Below are 19,328 nucleotides of genomic sequence, written 5' to 3' on the forward strand. Positions count from 1 at the left end.
TTTTAAATATTAATTGTTAAGATTTGTTAATTCTATATTTATTTTTCTATGTGAGTAATTAATAACATTTAATTATTAGTAGGACTATTGTATTATGTAATTTTGCTTCTGTAAAAACAATTAACTGATAATTTTATAATGAAAAATTTTAATCAATTTTTACTCTTAGCTGTAATTACGTTGTTTACTACAGTAACATTTGCTCAAAGTACTATTACCGGGAAAATAATAGATGCTGAGACAAATTCAGCACTTCCAGGGGCTAATATTATAGAGTATTATACAGAAAATGGGGTTGATACAGATTTCACAGGAGAATTCACATTATTAACAAAGGAAAAGTCGGGTGAAATTGTAATTTCTTACGTTGGGTTTGAAAGTAAAACGTTGAAATTTAATGGTAATACCGACTTTGGTACTATCTTTTTAAGCCTAGATAGTTCTTTGGATGAAGTTGTACTTGTTGGTACGAGGGTAATTGATTTAGCAAATAGTAGAGAAACACCTGTTGCAGTTTCTACTATTAGTGGAAGAGATATTCGATTAAAGTCATCTGGTAACGTTGAATTTGGAGAATCTATGAAGAATACTCCTTCTGTGTACGTTTCAAACCAAGCTGGGGGATTTGGTGATAGCCAGATTTTCTTAAGAGGTTTTGATCAAACAAACACAGCTTATTTATTAAATGGTCAACCAATTAATGGTATGGAAGACGGAGCAATGTATTGGTCTAACTGGTCAGGTATGTCAGATGTTGCTAATGTAGTACAGGTTCAAAGAGGGTTAGGATCTTCAAAATTAGCTATTTCTTCTGTTGGAGGTACAGTAAACATTGTGTCTAAGACAACAGATAAACAAAAAGGTGGATTTGTAAGATTTTTAGGAGGTAATGATAGTTATGTTAAAAGTTCAATTGGTTACGATTCTGGTTTAAGTGAAAAAGGATGGGCGTTTTCTGTGTTATTAGATCATTGGCAAGCACATAGAAAATATTCAATTGGTACTGCAGGTCAAGGACAAAACTATATGTTTTCAGTTGGTTATAAGCCAAACGAAAAAAACACATTCAACTTCTTGTTAACAGGAGCTCCGCAATGGCACGATCAAAATTTTTCTCAAGATCTTGAGTTTTATCAAGACTATGGTGATAAAGCAAACAGTAATACAGGTTTTTACGAAGGTGAACGCTATACAGAACGTCGTAACTTTTACCACAAACCAGTTGCTAACTTAAACTGGGATTTAAGTATTAACGAGAAATTAGATTTATCTACTGTTTTATATGCATCATGGGGTCGTGGTGGAGGAACCGGTAATGTTGGTAGTGGTAGAGTTAGAGTTGGCGGAGATGGTTTAAATGCTGAAGAAATTGATTTTGATCAAATAGAATTGAATAACATTGCAACCGCAACAACCATTAATGGAGGTCAGTATGGTACATCTGATGACTCTTATTTAAGACGTTCTTCAATAAATAATCATAATTGGTACGGTCTATTATCTAGTTTAGAGTATGAGGCTAATGAAAATTGGTCAATGAATTTCGGTGTAGATGCTAGAACTTATAATGGTATGCACTTTAGACAATTAGAAAACACATTAGGTTTAGATGGTTACAATGATAATTCAAGCACAAGTCGTCCTAGTGATTATGTAATAACTGAAACTTTTGATGCCGATCCGTGGTCTTCATTATTTAACTCTGCAGATAATGATCAAAGGTATGATTATAACTATGAAGAAGTAATTCAATATATAGGAGGGTTTGGTCAAGCAGAATATTCTAATGATAATTTTTCTGCATTTGTTCAAGGGGCTGTATCAACACAATCTTACCAAAGAGAAGGGTTTTTTATAGGAACAGGAAACGGTTTAGGGAAGTCTGACAAAATAAGTAAAGAAGGATATAATATTAAAGGAGGTTTGGCTTATAAAATTAATACCAAGCATTCTGTTTTTGCTAATGCAGGTTTTTACTCACGTCAACCTTTCTTAGATAATATTTTTAGTAATGTGAGGTATGATAATGCACTTTCAGAGCCAGATGTAGATAATGAAGAGATTACGGGTTTTGAAGGAGGTTACCGTTTTAAAAATAGAACTTTGAGAATAAACATTGATGTTTATAGTACAGAATGGGGTAATAGATTTCTTTCTACAGATGGACCAGTTCAGCCAGGTGCTGATGGTATTATAGATGGTGAGGGTGGCTTAAGTTCTAGTGATGACGAGTTAAGTACTTATAGATTAACGGATGTTGCTCAAACACATAAAGGAGTAGAGTTTGATATGGAATACCGTCCTCTAAATGGGGCATGGTCATTTAGAGTATTTGGTTCTTTAGGAGATTGGAAATATGATGGAGAAACACCATACACTTTGCAAAATGATGATACGGGAGATTTTATTACTACAGATGGAAATATAGATTTAACAGATGTTAAAATTGGTAATGCACCACAAACATCTTTTGGTTTTGGTGTTAAAGCTGAGATATTTAATGGGCTTTCTATAGATTTAGATTATAACATTTATAACGGTTTATATGAATTTGTAGATCCTGCAGATGTTGCTGATGCGGCTTTATCTGGTAATGTTTATGATTCTATTAAATTACCATCTTATTCTTTATTAGATGCAGGTTTAACATATAGATTTACTTTAGGTGATAATCCTTTAACTTTCAGAGCTAATATTTATAATCTACTTGATGAGTCTTATATTAATCAAAAAGATGCTTTTGGGTATTATTTAGGAATAGGAAGAACATTTAACGCAAGTTTACGTTATAATTTCTAACCTATTTACTACAGCATATTAAAAAAAGGTAGCCACATGGCTACCTTTTTTTTTGTAAAAAGTTTTTAAATGAAATAATTATTCTTTCGCTAAATATTTTTTATACTCATATATAAAGAGACTAAACTAATTCAAACAGTTTTTATTGGATATGTAGAGCCATGTATATGGTAATAAAGATCATCATGATAAATTGATGTCTAATTACTTTGCGCAAACAGTAGCTTTAATCAATGGTAAAACAGAAGCTGAAGTTTTAGCTGAATTTGAAGGTAAGTCTATGTCTAAAGAAGCGATATCTACATTGGTTCCTTTTAAAGTTTTTGAAGGAAAAAACCAACAACTTCTTTGTTGATTCAGAAACTAACACCGGAGAGTTTAGGGAAATTAATTGCTATGTATGAGCATAAAATCTTCGTTCAAGGCATAATTTTGAACATTTATAGCTACGATCAGTTTGGTGTTGAGTTAGGTAAATAACTTGCAAAATCTATCTTAGATGAGCTTAAAAAAGCGAGTAAAGACGCCGATCATGATGCATCTACGCAAAATTTATTGGCTTTTTGTGTGAATAATTGTTAATAATTGTTAAAAAGTTTTCGTAAAATTGATTGAGTTTCTATAATTTTTGTTGATTCTATAATTTATCTTCACAATACTCAATTGTTAACATTAAGTTAATGTTATAGCTGTTGTATTGCGTAATTTTGCGCTAATTAAAAACCAATTAACTTAAATTTTAAGATGAAAAAATTTAATCAATTTTTATTTATTGCTGTTTTTGCCCTCGTGTCATCAGCAATGTATGCTCAAACCACTATCACTGGTAAAATAGTGGATAGTGAAATGAATTCACCGCTCCCAGGAGCTAATGCTGTTGTAAAAGGAACAACAGATGGTGCAACAACTGATTTTGATGGTAAATTTTCTATATCAACATCATCTTCAACTGGAGAAGTTGTAATTTCTTATGTAGGTTTTACTTCTCAAACATTTGCTTTTAGTGGTAATATTGATTTAGGAACTATTGTATTAAGTCCAGATAGCAGCTTAGATGAAGTTGTTGTTGTTGGTACAGGTATTATTGATTTAGCTGACGGTAGAGATACACCCGTTGCTGTGTCTACAATTAAGGCATCTGAAATTCAGCAAAAAATTGGTGCTGGAGATGTAACTACAACTTTAGTGAATACACCATCTGTTTATGTTGCAGGAGGAGAAAGTGGTTTTGGTGATTCTAACATACGTGTTCGTGGTTTTGACCAAGATAATACAGCGTTCTTATTAAATGGACAACCAATTAATGGTATGGAAGATGGTAAAATGTATTGGTCTAACTGGTCTGGTATTTCAGATATTGCTAGTGCAGTACAAATTCAAAGGGGTTTAGGATCTTCTAAATTAGCAATTTCTTCTGTTGGTGGTACTGTAAACTTTGTTACTAAAGCTACAGATAAAAGAGAAGGTGGTTTTGCTGCTGTAACTACAGGTTACAATAATTACCTTAAAACTTCTTTAGGTTATAGTACAGGGCTTAATGAAAAAGGATTTGGTGCAACGGTTATGTTGTCTCATTGGCAAGGTGATGGGTATAACTTAGGTACTCAAGGTGAAGGACAAACTTATTTTATTTCATTTGGTTATAAAATAAACGAAAAGCATAACTTAAACTTTTTAGTTACAGGTGCGCCTCAACAACATGATCAAAACTATAGAAAATCTATTTCTCAGTATTTACAATATGGTAAAAAATATAACTATAACTATGGTTACCGTAATGGTGAATACCTTAGTTTAAGAACTAACTTTTACCACAAACCAGTGACTAACTTAAACTGGGATTGGAATATCAGTGAAAAATCTAGTTTATCTACTGTACTTTATGCTTCATGGGGACGTGGAGGTGGAACCGGAGGTTACGGAGCTTACACGGCATCTACTGATGACGGTCATGTTGATTGGGATGCTACAGTAGCAGCTAATCAATCTGTAGCTGGTGGTATTGGTATCTCTGATGATAGTGTTTATAATTATGAAGGTTCTGCAATTAGAGCTTCTATGAATAATCATGCTTGGTATGGTTTAGTGACTAATTATGAAACTGAACTTACAGATAATATTAGTATGAATTTAGGTGCTGATTTACGTACATATAAAGGAACTCACTTTAGACAATTAGTTGATTTATTAGGTCTAAATGGGTATAATGAAGGGGTTAATAGCTCACAGTACCCAGATGGTTATGTTGTATCTAATACATATAGCATAAACCCTTGGTCTACAGTGTTTGATTTTGCAGACGAAGATCAAAGAATCGATTACGATTATGATGAGCGTATAAACTATGGTGGTGTATTTGGTCAATTAGAGTACGCTACAGATAATTTTTCTACATTTTTTCAAGGAGCAGTTTCTAATCAAAGTCACGTAAGATGGGATAGATTTAACTATGACGAGGCTAATGAGGAATCTGAAACAATTAACAATACAGGTTTCAATGTTAAAGCTGGTGGTAGTTATGCTATTGGTAATAACAGTAAAATATATGTAAATGGAGGTTATTACTCACGTCAGCCTTACCATGATAATATTTACTTAAACTATACTAATGAGGTTAACCCTTTAACTGAAAATGAAAAAATACTTGGTTTAGAAGTTGGGTATACATATACATCATCTGCATTCTCTGTAGCTTTAGATTTATACAGAACAAACTGGAAAGATCGTGTTGAGTCTTCTTCTTATACGGATGAAGATACTAATGAATTACTTTACAGAACTAACGAAGGTGTCGAGCAATTACACTCAGGAGCTGAACTTCAATTAAGCTACAAGCCTTTTGATGCTCTTAGAATTAAAGGTTTTGCTTCAGTTGGTCAGTGGGAATACGTAGGTGATTCTCAAACAACTATCAGAAATGAAGCTCTTGAAACGTTATCAGTTGAGCTTGAAGATGTTGATGGTGGTGAAGTAGGAGGTGCTGCTCAAACAACTTTTGGTTTAGGAGCTGATTATACAATTGTTAAAGGATTGTCTATTGATGCAGATTACAGATATTATGACAAATTATATGCTGATGTTGGAGCTATTAAAGAAAATTTAGAGCTACCTAACTTTGGTGTTATGGATTTAGGTCTTTCTTATAAAATGTTAGTAGGAAAAGATAAAACTAATTCTGTAAACTTCAGATTTAACGTAAATAACTTATTAAACGAAGAGTATATCTCTCAGTCTAGTACAGCTAACAAAGTTGAAGCTGGAGATGAAACTTATTTAGGAATTAATCAAACTAACCAAGTGTATTTTGGAAACTTAAGAACTTGGAACTTTGGAATCAGATTTGTATTCTAAATCTAAGATCATTTAAATTATATATAAAAGGCTGTCTGAAAAGACAGTCTTTTTTTATGAAATATATTTAACACTCATTTTACTATATAGTGCGGATGCTATATTCTTAATTTAAGGACTCAGTAGGTCTTATATAAAGTTTAATGAGTATGCTTAGCTCGTACAGTATAAGTGAAGTAAGAAGTTTTGTAAGTAAGCTCTTGTTAGATTACTGATTAAGAAAACCGCGTAAAGAAAGGCTGTTTTTGTCTTTTGGGATAATTCACAGGAATCTAGTCTCCTATAATAGTTACAAGAAATAAGTGGAGTAAAAAGAAAAAGATGTTATTTGTATGATGTTTATTCCTTCCAGCGTACTGTTTCCATAATACGCTTAATATCTTTCTTTAAGTATTCCGCAGCAGGATAAATAGAATCGTAATTAGGTTTGGCATAGAAATAAAGCGAGCCACTTAAAAAGTGTTTTGTACTGTCTGTAACATAAAACTGAGATTGTGAAGCGGCATTACCATCTATTTCATATAACATTCCATAAACATTAGATTCACTATTTTCAAAAGTATTGTGAGAAATAGCGTCTGCTTTAATAGTGTGTTTTTGTGTGAGATTCTGAGCGTCCTTCAGTAAACTATCTATATTGCCATTTACATCTTTGTAAGTAAGGTAAATCGTTGCTTTTAAGCTGGAGTAATTAATATCAATACCATTTGTGTTCTTTGTTGACTTTACCGTTTTTATAGGGTCTGAAAGTTTGTTTTTTTCAAAAGTAAAAGGTAATGGTACAATAGCTTCTTCGTAAATAGCCTTTGGGTATTCTAACCTTAAGTGGCCTTTTGGTTTTGGTAATGTGTCATTACCGCAACTTAATAGAAATAGGCTTAAAATTGGTAGAGCTATTAGTTTCATGTGTTTTATTTATTGTTTTTGGTAAGCTTCTATATCTGTCCAGTAAAAGGATGTGGCTTATTATTAATAATTCTTCTAAATGATAATACCTTTTAGAGCGCTTATCTATGCTTGTCTATCTAACAAGGTTAACTTAATTTGTTTTATACGTTTACGTTCTAGGGCTTCAATTGTAAAAATATAATTTTCAAAATTTATTTTACTTCCTATTCTTGGAAATCCACCTGAGATTTCTAAAACAAAACCAGCAAGTGTTTCAGCTTCACCTTTTTGTGTTTCAAAAAGTTCTGCGTCATTTCCAATATTAACGATTTTATAAACATCCTTTAGAGGTGTTTTACCTTCAAAGCTATAATTATTGTTGTTTAATTTGGTGTATACAAGGTCGTCGTCGTCATACTCATCACTAATATCTCCAACAATTTCTTCAATAATATCTTCAAGTGAAACCAATCCAGAAGTTCCTCCATATTCATCAACAACAACAGCTAAATGGACTTTTTTGGTTTGAAACTCTACCATTAAATCATCTAACTTTTTATTTTCAGGAACAAAGAAAGGTTCTTTTAAAATTGTAGTCCAATCAAATGTCTTTTTGTTCAAGTGTGGTAATAAATCTTTAACGTAAAGTACACCTATTATAGTATCTATACTTTCTTCGTAAACAGGAATTCTAGAATACCCATTTTCAATAATTTGCTTTATTATGTTTTCGTAAGGGGTATCTATTCTTAATGCAAACAAATCCATCCTTGGTCGCATCACTTGTTTTGTATCAGTGTTTCCAAAAGAGACAATACCTTGAAGTAGTTTTTGTTCTTCTTGTGTGGTGTCTTGATTAACTGTTAGTTTTAAAGCTTGTGATAATTGATCGACACTTAGATTAGAGCGTTGTTTACCAAATTTATTATGAATAAGAATTGTAACATAGCGCATTGGTAGGCTTAAAGGCGAAAAAATAACATCTAAAACGCGTAATGGTCGCGCCATAAACGATGAAAACTTTACACTATTTCTGTTGGCATAGATTTTAGGGATTATTTCTCCAAACAACAAAATTAAAAATGTAGCAGAGACAACCTCTAATAGAAATCTAAAAAGTGGGTTTGTGATATTAAAGAAAAGCGTTTCTCCTATATAAGAGAATAATAAAACGACAGCTATATTTATAAAGTTGTTAGCAACTAAAATGGTAGCCAATAGTTTTTTTGGTCGCTCTAATAGTGAGGCAATAATTTGCATTGCATGAGATTTATTTTCTAAACCTTCATTTAAATCAGATTTGGTTAGAGAAAATAGAGCAACTTCTGCTCCTGAAATTAAAGCAGAACACGTTAGTAAAACGATTAGTATAATTATACTAGTAATAAAAGAAGTGTCAGTTATGAGTAAAGTTGAAAATAAAACCGTGGGTTCTGGGTCCAAGATAAATTAATATTTAGTGATTAAAATGGCAAATCGTCAGCTTCAGATTCTACGTTTTTGGTTGTAGGTCCTTGAGGTTGAGGTTTTGTATTTGATGTCGAGGGATTTTTAGGCTGCTGTTGCTCTCCTTTTGGTGTTAAAAAAGTAAAGTCGTCACATTGAATCTCGACAGAATAGCGCTCCATACCTTTATCATCTGTCCATTTTCTAGTTTTAATACGGCCTTCAATATAGATCTTGTCACCTTTAGAAAGATATTTTTCACAAATTTCTGCAGCTTTATTCCTAACAACGATATTATGCCATTCAGTATTTGTAATACGTTCGTTTGTTTGCTTACTTGTGTAGCTTTCGCTGGTAGCAATAGGGAAACGACCTACGCAATTTTTATCATCAAAATAGTGCATTTTAACTTCGTCTCCTAAGTTTCCAATCAGCATCACTTTATTTAAGGTTCCAGACATAATAATTCGTTTTTTAAATAATCTACAAAGTTACTCAATTGCGTAACTCTTAGACTAAAAGTACTAAAAAAATGTGATTTCTTTAAGTTTCTAAAATTTGAACCGAATTATAAAGTCATTTATAAGTGCAGGAACAGGATATTCTGTTAAAGAATCTATAGATATCGCGCCTTCTGGAGCTGAATTTGTTTCAATAATCCAAAATTTAGTATGAAGGTGCTGATGCGATAGCTTATGTACAATATCTATTTCATTATATAAGGAATAATCAAACTCTATGGTTTCTAAAAAAGTATTCTTAGTATTTAATAGATGAAACTCCTCTGAGGTTAAACTTTTATCAGATTCAATTAAAGGGAATTGATAAAGATTATGCCAAATACCTTTATGTGTTCGTTTTTCAATTAAAGTCTGTTTGTGACTGTCAATACAAACCATAAAATTAAAATACTTAGTAGTGACTTTTGTTTTCTTTAGTTTTAAAGGTAACTCACCTATTAAATCCTTCTCTAGGGCAACACAGCTATCTTTAAGTGGGCAAGTTTTGCAATCTGGATTTTTAGGTTTGCATTGTAATGCGCCAAACTCCATTATGGCTTGATTATAAGTTGCAGGTTGTTCTTTGTCTATTAAAGAAGTTGCTAAGGCTTTAAATTCTTTAATTCCTAAAGTTGAATTAATTGCGGTTTTAATACCAAAATAACGCGATAATACACGATAAACATTCCCATCTACCACAGCTGCAACTTCATTAAATGCAATTGAAGAAATGGCGCTTGCCGTATAATCACCAATTCCTTTTAATTTTAATAAGTCTTTATAGTTATTAGGAAACTCCCCTTTAAGTTCATTAACGATATGTTTTGCTGTAGCATGAAGATTTCTAGCTCTAGAATAATAGCCTAAACCTTGCCATAATTTTAAAATTGAGGTTTCCGAAGCATTCGAAAGGTCGAAAATTGTTGGATATTGGGTAACAAATTCTTCATAATAAGGCAACCCTTGTTTAATTTGTGTCTGCTGTAAAATAATTTCTGATAGCCAAATGTAGTAGGGGTTGTTGGTTCCTCGCCATGGTAACTCTCTTTTTTTTACTGAGTACCAATTGATTAGTTCATTTTTGAATTCCATTGCGCTTTTTTAATTAAAAGCAAAACTAAATGTTTATTGTGTTAAATTTTAATTAATTACGCTTGATGAATTGAAATTAAATTGCCTATATTTGCATCCCTTAGAATTTATAGTAACCTTAAAACTAGTAACAAAAATGACAAAAGCTGATTTGGTAGCGAAAATATCTGATAAATTAGGTATAGAAAAAGGTGACGTTCAAGCCACTGTTGAAACCTTCATGGAGGAAGTTAAAACGTCTTTAGAAAGCGGAGATAACGTTTATTTAAGAGGTTTCGGAAGTTTTATTATTAAAACAAGAGCTGAAAAAACAGGTCGTAATATTTCAAAAAATACTACAATAAAAATTCCTGCACACAACATCCCTGCATTTAAACCTGCTAAAGTATTTTTAGAAGGCGTTAAATCTAATGTTGAGGTAAACTAAGAGAGCATTTAAACAAAATATTAATTTAAAAAGCATTATTTATTATGCCAAGTGGTAAAAAAAGAAAAAGACACAAGGTAGCGACTCACAAGCGTAAAAAACGTAGACGCGCTAATCGTCATAAAAAGAAATAAATTGAAAAAAGTAGTTCTGAAACTACTTTTTTCAGTTTTGACTCATATTGATTTTTTCCTTTACCCTAAAAGAAATTAAAATAGGTATTCTTATAGATTTTTTTCAAAAGTTATGGCCTAGCTGTAAGTAAGAAAACTGTTTTATGATTATCGCTTTATATTATTTTAAGGTGATTGAAAAATTTAATATGAGTTTTATTTAAAAGAAACGTTCTTTGATATAGAATTTAGAAAGCATTTAATAGAGTGTTTCTAAATTTATTGGATATTACATCCTGTGTCAAATAATTTAGTAACATCTATCTATCTCAATTAAGAGTTAGATTTAAATTGACATTATGAACAATGAATTAATCGTTAGATCGAGTTCTGATATTGTTGATTTTGCCTTATTAAAAGATGGAAAACTTATTGAATTACATAAAGACGATGATGACAACAACTTTGCGGTAGGTGATATTTTTATTGCCAAAATACGTAAGGTTATGCCAGGTTTAAACGCTGCGTTTGTTAACGTAGGGTATGAGAAAGATGGTTTTTTACACTATCATGATCTAGGACCGCAATTGCCATCGCTTTTAAAATTCATTAAACGTGTAAGCACAGGGAAACTAAAGGATTATACCCTTAAGGATTTTCCTATGGAAAAGGATTTAGATAAAAATGGTACTATTGCAAATGCCATTAAATCTAACCAATCCATATTAGTACAAGTAGTAAAAGAACCAATCTCTACAAAAGGACCCCGCATTAGTTCAGAATTGTCTATTGCAGGAAGATATATTGTCTTGGTGCCTTTTTCTAACCGAATTTCAATCTCACAAAAAATTGACTCTCAAGAAGAAAAAGATCGCTTAAAAAGACTTGTAAAAAGTATCACACCTAAGGGATTTGGAGTTATTATTCGTACTGTAGCAGAAGGCAAAAAAGTTGCCGAGCTAGATAGTGATTTACAGAACTTGCTGGGTCGATGGACAGCAATGTGTAAAAAATTGTACAAAGCAAATCACCCAACTAAAGTATTGGGAGAAATGAACAAAGCATCCTCAATTTTGAGAGATATTTTTAATGATTCATTCTCTGGTATTGTTGTGGATGATGAAGAAATGTATGTACAGGTAAAAGATTACGTGCAGCAAATTGCACCAAATAAAGAATCAATAGTGAAGTACTATAAAAATGATGTTCCAATCTTTGAAAAATTTGGCATAGAACGTCAAATTAAAACATCATTTGGTAGAACTGTATCTATGGCAAAAGGTGCTTACTTGGTAATAGAGCACACTGAAGCACTACACGTTGTAGATGTTAATAGTGGAAACCGTTCTAACAAAGAAAAAAACCAAGAAGATACAGCCTTAGAAGTCAACATGATCTCAGCCCAAGAAATTGCCAGACAATTACGTTTACGTGATATGGGAGGCATAATAGTTGTCGATTTTATCGATATGGGAGTTGCTGAGAACAGAAAAAAGCTTTTCAATTATCTTAGAGATGAGATGAAAGATGATAAAGCAAAGCATAAAATATTGCCGCCGAGTAAGTTTGGATTAGTGCAAATAACCAGACAGCGCGTTAGGCCAGAACGCAATATTAAAACAAAAGAAGAAAATCCGGACAATATAGGAGGAGATGAAATCGAAGCACCAATTAAAGTGGTGGAACGTATTAATCAAGACCTTCAGCGAATTTTCAAAAAAGATCATAAAAAGGTGACTCTTAATATTCACCCTTTTATTGCTGCCTTTTTAACCAAAGGGTTTCCATCAGTTCGTTCAAAGTGGTTTATTGAACACAAAAAATGGGTAAAAATATTACCTAGAGATGCTTACACTTATCTTGAATATCATTTTTTTGATGAAAATGGTGACAAAATCAAATAATATCTATTAAAAAAGCCCAACTGAAACTTTCAGTTGGGCTTTTGTTTTTTATATAATTAAGGACTAATCTCTAGACATAAATATTCTAAGTATATACCAGAACAACAACATTAAAGAAGCAAATAAACCTAATGCTGCTGGGATATAATCTTCAACACCATATTTCTTAACTAGGTTAGAAGTTTGATATAGAATAGATCCTCCTGCTAATAAACACATTCCTACAGAAAACCATAAGCCTAAATTAAATCCAAAAATTGTTCCTGCTATAATTAAACCAATAGCAATAAAGAACCCAATTGTTAATCCTGTTTTTAAGAATGAAAAGTCTTTCTTAGTCAATAAAACAACAGCTGTTAGTCCTGTAAATAATGCCAAAGTAACAATAGAGGCCTGATAAAGAATTTCTGTACCAGAAGATCCCATTAATTGTGTTACTATATACAGCATAGGTACAAAAATTAATGCTTCAAAAAAGATATAAATACCGTAAGCTAAGTACTGTGTGTTTTTATCTGAAGTTTTCATAGCCATCCCTTCTGCGAAATTTGTAGCTACCATAAAACCACCAAGTAAGAGTAACCACTTATAGCCTTGTGTCATAGACAGCATAAAACTCACTACGGTTTCACTTTGTAGTAATAGGTATTCGAATAAAATAAATGCTAATACACCTCCTGCTACGTGTCCATAAGTCTTTTTATAAAATGCAACACGTTCAACTTCAGAAATATTACTTAGCATTATTTTTTCTGATGATTGGTAAGGGAATTGATTGTCCATAGTTTAATTTGATTTGAGGTTTTCAAGATAAATATTTTCTTTTGTATTTCAAATAAAAAGAGCTTTGATTCCTCAAAGCTCTTTTATTATAATTGTATTTGTAAAATTAATCTCTGCCACCAAATACTTGTAGTGCCCAATATAATAAAGATGCTAATGCACCAATAGCAGCAACTAAATAAGTTCTTGCAGCCCATTTAAGTGCGTCTTCAGAACCTTTATATTCGTCTGGTGTTAGCATATTCTTGTTTTTTAACCATGCTAATGCTCTATTACTTGCATCGTATTCTACGGGTAAAGTAATAAAACTAAATAACGTAGCAAATCCCATAAACACTAAACCGGCAACTGCAACCCAATAGCCTAATCCTACTCCTAGAGCAGAAACTAAGATTAAACCACCAATAACAAGCCATTGCGACATTCCTGATGTTACGCTTACAATTGGTACTAACGCAGAACGCATACCTAATGCGCTATAAGCTTGTGCATGTTGTACGGCGTGTCCACATTCGTGCGCTGCAACTGCTGCTGAAGCCGCATTTCTTTTGTTATATACAGATTCACTTAAGTTCACTGTTTTATTTTTTGGGTTATAATGATCTGTTAATTGTCCTGGTGTAGAAATTACTTGCACATCATATATACCATTATCAGCTAACATTTTTTCTGCAATCTCTCTTCCTGATAATCCATTTCTCAATTGCACTTTAGAATACTTAGCGAATTTGCGTTTTAGTTGGTTACTTACTAACCAACTTACTAATGCAATTGCACCAATTAATATATAATATCCCATCATTCCACTCATAATCTGAAATTTTTAATTCATGTAAATTTAATAAATGAATAGCAAATAGTAAGCCAAATTTGAGTTAAGAAATTTTGTCAGTAAAACGTAATTGCTTGTGTTACATAGCGTCAATAGACCAATTAAAAGCTTCGGCTATTTCTTCATAAACAATTTTTCCTTTAACAATGTTAAGTCCTTTAGCTAATGTCTTGTCATGTTTACAGGCTTTTTCCCATCCTTCATTGGCCAAACGTAATACGTAAGGTAATGTTACGTTAGTTAATGCTAAAGTCGATGTATAAGGTACGGCACCTGGCATATTTGCAACACAGTAGTGCACCACATCATCAATAATAAAAGTAGGATCTTCGTGAGTTGTTGCTTTAGTGGTTTCCATACAACCGCCTTGATCTACAGCTACATCTACTAAAACAGTTCCAGGACGCATGTCTTTAAGCATATCTCTAGTAATTAATTTTGGTGCAACCGCTCCTCTTACTAACACACCACCAATAATTAAATCGTGATCCTTAATACGCTTTCTAATATTGTATTCACTTGAAAACTCTGTAACCACATGGCTAGGCATTACATCATTGACATAACGTAATTGTTTCATGTTTATATCCATAACGGTAACCTGAGCGCCTAAACCAGCAGCCATTTTAGCGGCTTGAATTCCTACAATACCAGCTCCTAAAATTAAAACTTTGCCTGGAGGTACACCTGGAACTCCACCCAATAACACACCACGACCTTTAATTGGTTTTTCTAAATATTTTGCACCTTGCTGAATCGCCATTCTTCCTGCAACTTCAGACATTGGTGTTAATAATGGCAATGAACCATCTTTGTCTTCAACTGTTTCGTAAGCAATACAAACAGATTCACTTTTTAGCATTGCTTTAGTTAAAGGCTCGCTAGAAGCAAAATGAAAATAAGTAAACACAACATGATGTGCTTGTATTAATGGATATTCTTCCGCAATAGGTTCTTTTACTTTTACAATCATATCGCTAGAAGCATAAACGTCTATTATAGTATCTAAAATAATACCACCAGCATTTATATAATCTAAATCCGAGAAACCACTACCACAACCTGCATCTTTTTGAACATATACAATATGTTTGTTTTTGGTTAATTCGAAAACTCCAGAAGGTGTCATACCGACTCTGTTTTCATTGTTTTTGATTTCCTTTGGAACTCCGATTTTCATTTTTATATTTTTTAATTTATTAAATCTGTTAAATGAAATTTGCCAATAAAAATATAGATATGAATCCACTTTTTAATTAAGCTCATTTCATTGTTTTGTAGATTTTATGAATAATAGCTTTCGAAAATTACTATTAATAAAGCTGTTGTTCCAAATTTGATAGTTAATTTGAAATCACTTTTACTGAATTAATATTATGAAGCTTTTATTTTAAAAACTATTAAAAATCAGTTTGATTTTGAAGGCAATATGATATTCTGTTAATAATAAAATATTAAGAAGAAAGTGGGATTGTAAAATTATGGCTACAGAATTTTAACTAAGGTCTTTTATCAAACTTATTTATATTCATACATTGCTATAGATACTTTAGAAACGGTTTCATTAATAAACTCAATGTACAAATGTTCTGCTTGGTTTTTGTAGTGTTGTGGTGCTAGACCAAGTTCGTAGAGCATAATGTCTTTTTCGGTTGTTAAAACTCTATCGGGTTCACCTAGTCGTTTTATAACATTAGATTTCGATTCGTACAATAAAATCTGCGACTCAATAAGATCATCTACAATTTTGCTTCGTGTCATTGGTTTTGTTTTCCATTGTTCTTCAGTAAAGCGGTTTTCAAAAAAGAAATGTAAAGAGGTGCTAATAACAAAAGCAGAAAAGAATATTAAGCCAATTTGATTTGTTTGATTATTACGAAAATCAAAATAATCCTTAAGACTTTTACGCTTCTTTTTAGGTAATGGTTGGTCTAAAAACATGGTATGAGTCTTTTATTTAAATTATCGAATTAAATAAATCTGTTGGTAGTTGGTTACATAACCATCATAACTTTAAAATTAACCTAAAATTGGCATTAAAGTTATGATGGTATGTTTTATAGGTTTACCCAACAATATTTACAATTTTGCCAGGAACCACAATGACTTTTTTAGGTGTTCTACCATCTAATTGTGCAATTGTTTTTTCGTGAGCTAAAACGGTTTTTTCAATATCATCTTTGCTCATGTCCATTGGTAATTCTAAAGTAAAACGCATCTTACCATTAAAAGAAATTGGATATTCTTTACTGCTTTCTATTAAATGACTTGCGTCAAATTTAGGAAAAGGAGCTGTTGAGATAGATTCAGTATGTCCTAATTGCGACCATAATTCCTCTGCAATATGTGGCGCATAAGGCGAAATTAAAACCAATAAAGGTTCTAAAATATCTTTGCTTGTACATTTTTGAGTGGTTAACTCATTTACAGCAATCATAAATGTAGAAACTGAGGTGTTAAATGAGAAACTCTCAATATCTGCTTCTACTTTTTTAATGGTTTTATGTAATGTTTTTAAGTTGTCTGCAGTTGGTTTTGTGTCATTCACTTTTAAACCATTATCATTTGCATATAACTTCCATAATTTTTTTAGGAAATTATGTGCTCCTGTAATACCAGCTGTATTCCAAGGTTTGTATTGTTCTAAAGGACCTAAGAACATTTCGTAGAGTCTTAGGCTGTCTGCTCCGTAATCTTCACAAATACTATCTGGGTTTACCACGTTGTATTTAGATTTCGACATTTTTTCAACATCTCTTCCTACTTTATAAACACCTTGTTCAAGAATAAATTCTGCATTTTTAAAATCTTCGCCAAATTCTCCGTCATTTTTTAAACCTTCAATATCTAATTCATCTGAAGCATTAACATATTGGACTTTAACGTGCAATTTATCAACGTTTTGAATATGGATACTAATTAGTGTTAATGAACTATCATTTTCTTTTAATAATTCAATTTTTTCTAATACTTCTTTAGTTAGATATGTTTTTGAGTAGTTTTCTTTAAAATAGTCGCTAAACTCGCTTAGAGATTTTCCTTCAAAAAGATCTTTAGATATATATATTGAAGGTAATAACTTGTTAATTTCTTCAGTATATTTCTTCGTTTTTTTATCATCTCCACGTTCATATGTTCCTAAAGGGTTTGCATTTAGTTTAACTCTATAAACAAAAGCACTGGTCCCAAGTATCATCCCTTGGTTAATCAACTTTTTAAAAGGCTCTTCAACATTTACAAAACCTCTATCTTTTAGTAATTTCACCCAAAAACGCGAATAAAGTAGGTGACCTGTAGCATGTTCGCTACCACCAATATATAAATCTACATTTTCCCAATACTTAAGCGCGTCTTCACTTGCAAAAACACCATCTCTATTAGCTGCATCTTCCATATAACGGAAGAAATACCAAGAACTCCCTGCCCAACCTGGCATGGTATTAAGCTCTAAAGGATGAATGGTTGTATTGTTAATTTTAGCATTAGAAACTACAGTATTGGTTTCCGTATCCCAAGCCCAAACATCTGCACGTCCTAAAGGAGGTTCGCCTTCTTCGGTTGGTAAATACTTTTCAACTTCAGGAAGTCTAATTGGTAAATGCGCCGCATCAATCATTTGAGGTTTGTCGTTTACATAATACACTGGGAAAGGTTCACCCCAATAACGTTGACGAGAAAAAACAGCATCACGTAAACGGTAATTTGTTTTTCCTTCTCCTTGTCCTAATTGCTCTAATTGGTAAATGGCCAGTTTAGAGGCTTTTTTGTAGTTCATGCCGTTAAGGAAATCACTATTTGTAATTTTTACATTGTCTTTAGAGGCATAAGCTTCTTCAGAAATATCTGCACCTTCAAATATATTTGGAATGGCAATATCAAAATGCTTTGCAAAATCGTAATCACGTTGGTCACCACAAGGAACCGCCATAACGGCACCTGTTCCGTAGCTTGCTAACACGTAATCGCCAATCCAGATCGGAATAGGTTCTTTAGAAAATGGATGTTCTGCATAGGCGCCAGTAAATACACCAGAAATGGTTTTTACATCGGCCATACGATCGCGTTCGCTACGTTTTGCTGTTTTTTCAATATAAGCTTCAACCGCTTCTTTTTGTTCTGTTGTTGTAATTTTAGAAACTAATTCGTGCTCTGGTGCTAAGGTCATAAAAGACACACCAAAAATAGTATCTGGTCTTGTAGTGAAGACATCAATAATATCATCATAACCATTTACGTTGAATGATACTGATGCTCCAACGGATTTACCAATCCAATTACGTTGACTTTCTTTTAAAGAGTCTGTCCAATCAATCGTATCTAAACCTTGTAGTAAACGTTCTGCATAAGCAGAAATTCGCATACTCCATTGTGTCATTTTTTTACGAACAACAGGATGTCCACCACGTTCGGAAACGCCATTTACTATTTCGTCATTTGCTAAAACAGTTCCTAATGCAGGACACCAGTTCACTTCCGTTTCGGCTAAATATGTTAATCTGTATTTTAAAAGAATGCTTTGTTGTTCTTCTGAGGTGTAATTATTCCATTCTTCAACTGTAAAAGGCTCAATATTATCATCACAAGCTGCATTTACTGTAGCATTTCCTTCTACTTCAAATTTTGAAATTAAGGTGTCAATTGCTTCAGATTTATTTGTGTCATTATTATACCAAGACTCAAATAATTGAATGAAAATCCACTGTGTCCATTTGTAATATTCAGGATTAGAGGTGCGTACTTCACGACTCCAATCGAAAGAAAAACCAATTTGGTCTAACTGTCTTCTGTAGGTATTAATGTTCGTTTCTGTAGTAACCGCCGGATGTTGCCCTGTTTGAATAGCATACTGTTCTGCAGGTAAACCAAAACTATCGTAACCTTGGGGGTGTAGTACATTAAAACCTTTATGACGTTTGTAACGCGCATAGATATCACTAGCAATATAACCTAGTGGGTGGCCAACATGTAAACCTGCTCCTGAAGGATAAGGGAACATATCCAAAACGTAATATTTTGGTTTATCACTGTTGTTTGAGGCTTTAAACGTTTCGTTTTTTGCCCAGTAGTCTTGCCACTTTTTTTCTATGCTGTTAAAATCGTATGTCATTGTCTTGTTTTCCTTGTAATGAAGCTACAAATTTAACAGTATTACAACACAATAAAAAACTAAACGTTGTAATGTTCAACATAAGC

Annotated in this window: 13 protein-coding genes and 1 pseudogene; 5 read left to right on the forward strand and 9 right to left on the reverse strand. The window is 32.5% G+C overall.

From position 1 onward, the window contains the following. Nucleotides 1-138: 138 nt before the first annotated feature. From H0I32_RS09115 to H0I32_RS09125, 3 genes and pseudogenes are all read left to right on the forward strand, one after another. The gene (locus H0I32_RS09115; protein ID WP_173586186.1) at nucleotides 139-2,799 is read left to right on the forward strand and encodes a TonB-dependent receptor; all 2,661 of its coding nucleotides are present in this window, start codon (nucleotides 139-141) and stop codon (nucleotides 2,797-2,799) included. A gap of 96 nt (nucleotides 2,800-2,895) precedes the next feature. Continuing rightward, nucleotides 2,896-3,381: pseudogene (pgi, locus tag H0I32_RS09120) on the forward strand (glucose-6-phosphate isomerase); the annotation flags it as partial. Nucleotides 3,382-3,543: 162 nt separating this feature from the next. Further along, nucleotides 3,544-6,150 (forward strand): TonB-dependent receptor, encoded by a 2,607-nt coding sequence (locus H0I32_RS09125; RefSeq protein ID WP_179313584.1) that lies wholly within the window; start codon nucleotides 3,544-3,546, stop codon nucleotides 6,148-6,150. A 339-nt stretch (nucleotides 6,151-6,489) separates the two neighbouring features. Here the strand turns inward: H0I32_RS09125 and gldD are convergent, their stop codons facing one another. From gldD to mutY, 4 genes are all read right to left on the reverse strand, one after another. After that, on the reverse strand, nucleotides 6,490-7,056 hold the full coding sequence (gldD, locus tag H0I32_RS09130; protein WP_179313583.1) for a gliding motility lipoprotein GldD: 567 nt from the start codon (nucleotides 7,054-7,056) through the stop codon (nucleotides 6,490-6,492). Nucleotides 7,057-7,161: 105 nt separating this feature from the next. Beyond that, the gene (locus H0I32_RS09135) at nucleotides 7,162-8,481 is read right to left on the reverse strand and encodes a gliding motility-associated protein GldE (RefSeq protein WP_179313582.1); all 1,320 of its coding nucleotides are present in this window, start codon (nucleotides 8,479-8,481) and stop codon (nucleotides 7,162-7,164) included. A gap of 20 nt (nucleotides 8,482-8,501) precedes the next feature. Then, complete coding sequence (locus H0I32_RS09140) at nucleotides 8,502-8,945, reverse strand: single-stranded DNA-binding protein (protein WP_179313581.1); 444 nt, start codon at nucleotides 8,943-8,945, stop codon at nucleotides 8,502-8,504. A gap of 90 nt (nucleotides 8,946-9,035) precedes the next feature. Next, nucleotides 9,036-10,076: an A/G-specific adenine glycosylase gene (mutY, locus tag H0I32_RS09145; RefSeq protein WP_179313580.1), complete on the reverse strand. Its 1,041-nt coding sequence runs from the start codon at nucleotides 10,074-10,076 to the stop codon at nucleotides 9,036-9,038. Between the two features lie 109 nt (nucleotides 10,077-10,185). Between mutY and H0I32_RS09150 the strand changes: the two genes are divergently transcribed. After that, nucleotides 10,186-10,503 carry an HU family DNA-binding protein gene (locus H0I32_RS09150; RefSeq protein ID WP_256928803.1) on the forward strand — a complete coding sequence of 106 codons (318 nt, stop codon included), beginning with the start codon at nucleotides 10,186-10,188 and terminating at the stop codon, nucleotides 10,501-10,503. A gap of 472 nt (nucleotides 10,504-10,975) precedes the next feature. Further along, the gene (locus H0I32_RS09155) at nucleotides 10,976-12,520 is read left to right on the forward strand and encodes a ribonuclease E/G (protein WP_179313579.1); all 1,545 of its coding nucleotides are present in this window, start codon (nucleotides 10,976-10,978) and stop codon (nucleotides 12,518-12,520) included. 63 nt (nucleotides 12,521-12,583) lie between these two features. Here H0I32_RS09155 and H0I32_RS09160 read toward each other — a convergent pair whose 3' ends face one another. From H0I32_RS09160 to H0I32_RS09180, 5 genes are all read right to left on the reverse strand, one after another. Further along, nucleotides 12,584-13,303, reverse strand: coding sequence for a Bax inhibitor-1 family protein (locus H0I32_RS09160; RefSeq protein WP_179313578.1), 720 nt, complete (start codon nucleotides 13,301-13,303; stop codon nucleotides 12,584-12,586). Nucleotides 13,304-13,409: 106 nt separating this feature from the next. Next, nucleotides 13,410-14,105 carry a zinc metallopeptidase gene (locus H0I32_RS09165; protein ID WP_173586589.1) on the reverse strand — a complete coding sequence of 232 codons (696 nt, stop codon included), beginning with the start codon at nucleotides 14,103-14,105 and terminating at the stop codon, nucleotides 13,410-13,412. A 109-nt stretch (nucleotides 14,106-14,214) separates the two neighbouring features. Continuing rightward, a complete protein-coding gene (ald, locus tag H0I32_RS09170) occupies nucleotides 14,215-15,315 on the reverse strand; it encodes an alanine dehydrogenase (RefSeq protein ID WP_179313577.1) in 1,101 nt (366 codons plus the stop codon). Nucleotides 15,316-15,653: 338 nt separating this feature from the next. Next, on the reverse strand, nucleotides 15,654-16,076 hold the full coding sequence (locus H0I32_RS09175) for a hypothetical protein (protein ID WP_179313576.1): 423 nt from the start codon (nucleotides 16,074-16,076) through the stop codon (nucleotides 15,654-15,656). 124 nt (nucleotides 16,077-16,200) lie between these two features. Further along, nucleotides 16,201-19,242 carry a leucine--tRNA ligase gene (locus H0I32_RS09180; RefSeq protein WP_179313575.1) on the reverse strand — a complete coding sequence of 1,014 codons (3,042 nt, stop codon included), beginning with the start codon at nucleotides 19,240-19,242 and terminating at the stop codon, nucleotides 16,201-16,203. Between the last annotated feature and the right edge of the window lie 86 nt (nucleotides 19,243-19,328).

The organism is Winogradskyella sp. HaHa_3_26, from assembly GCF_019278425.1.
GTDB lineage: Bacteria > Bacteroidota > Bacteroidia > Flavobacteriales > Flavobacteriaceae > Winogradskyella > Winogradskyella undariae.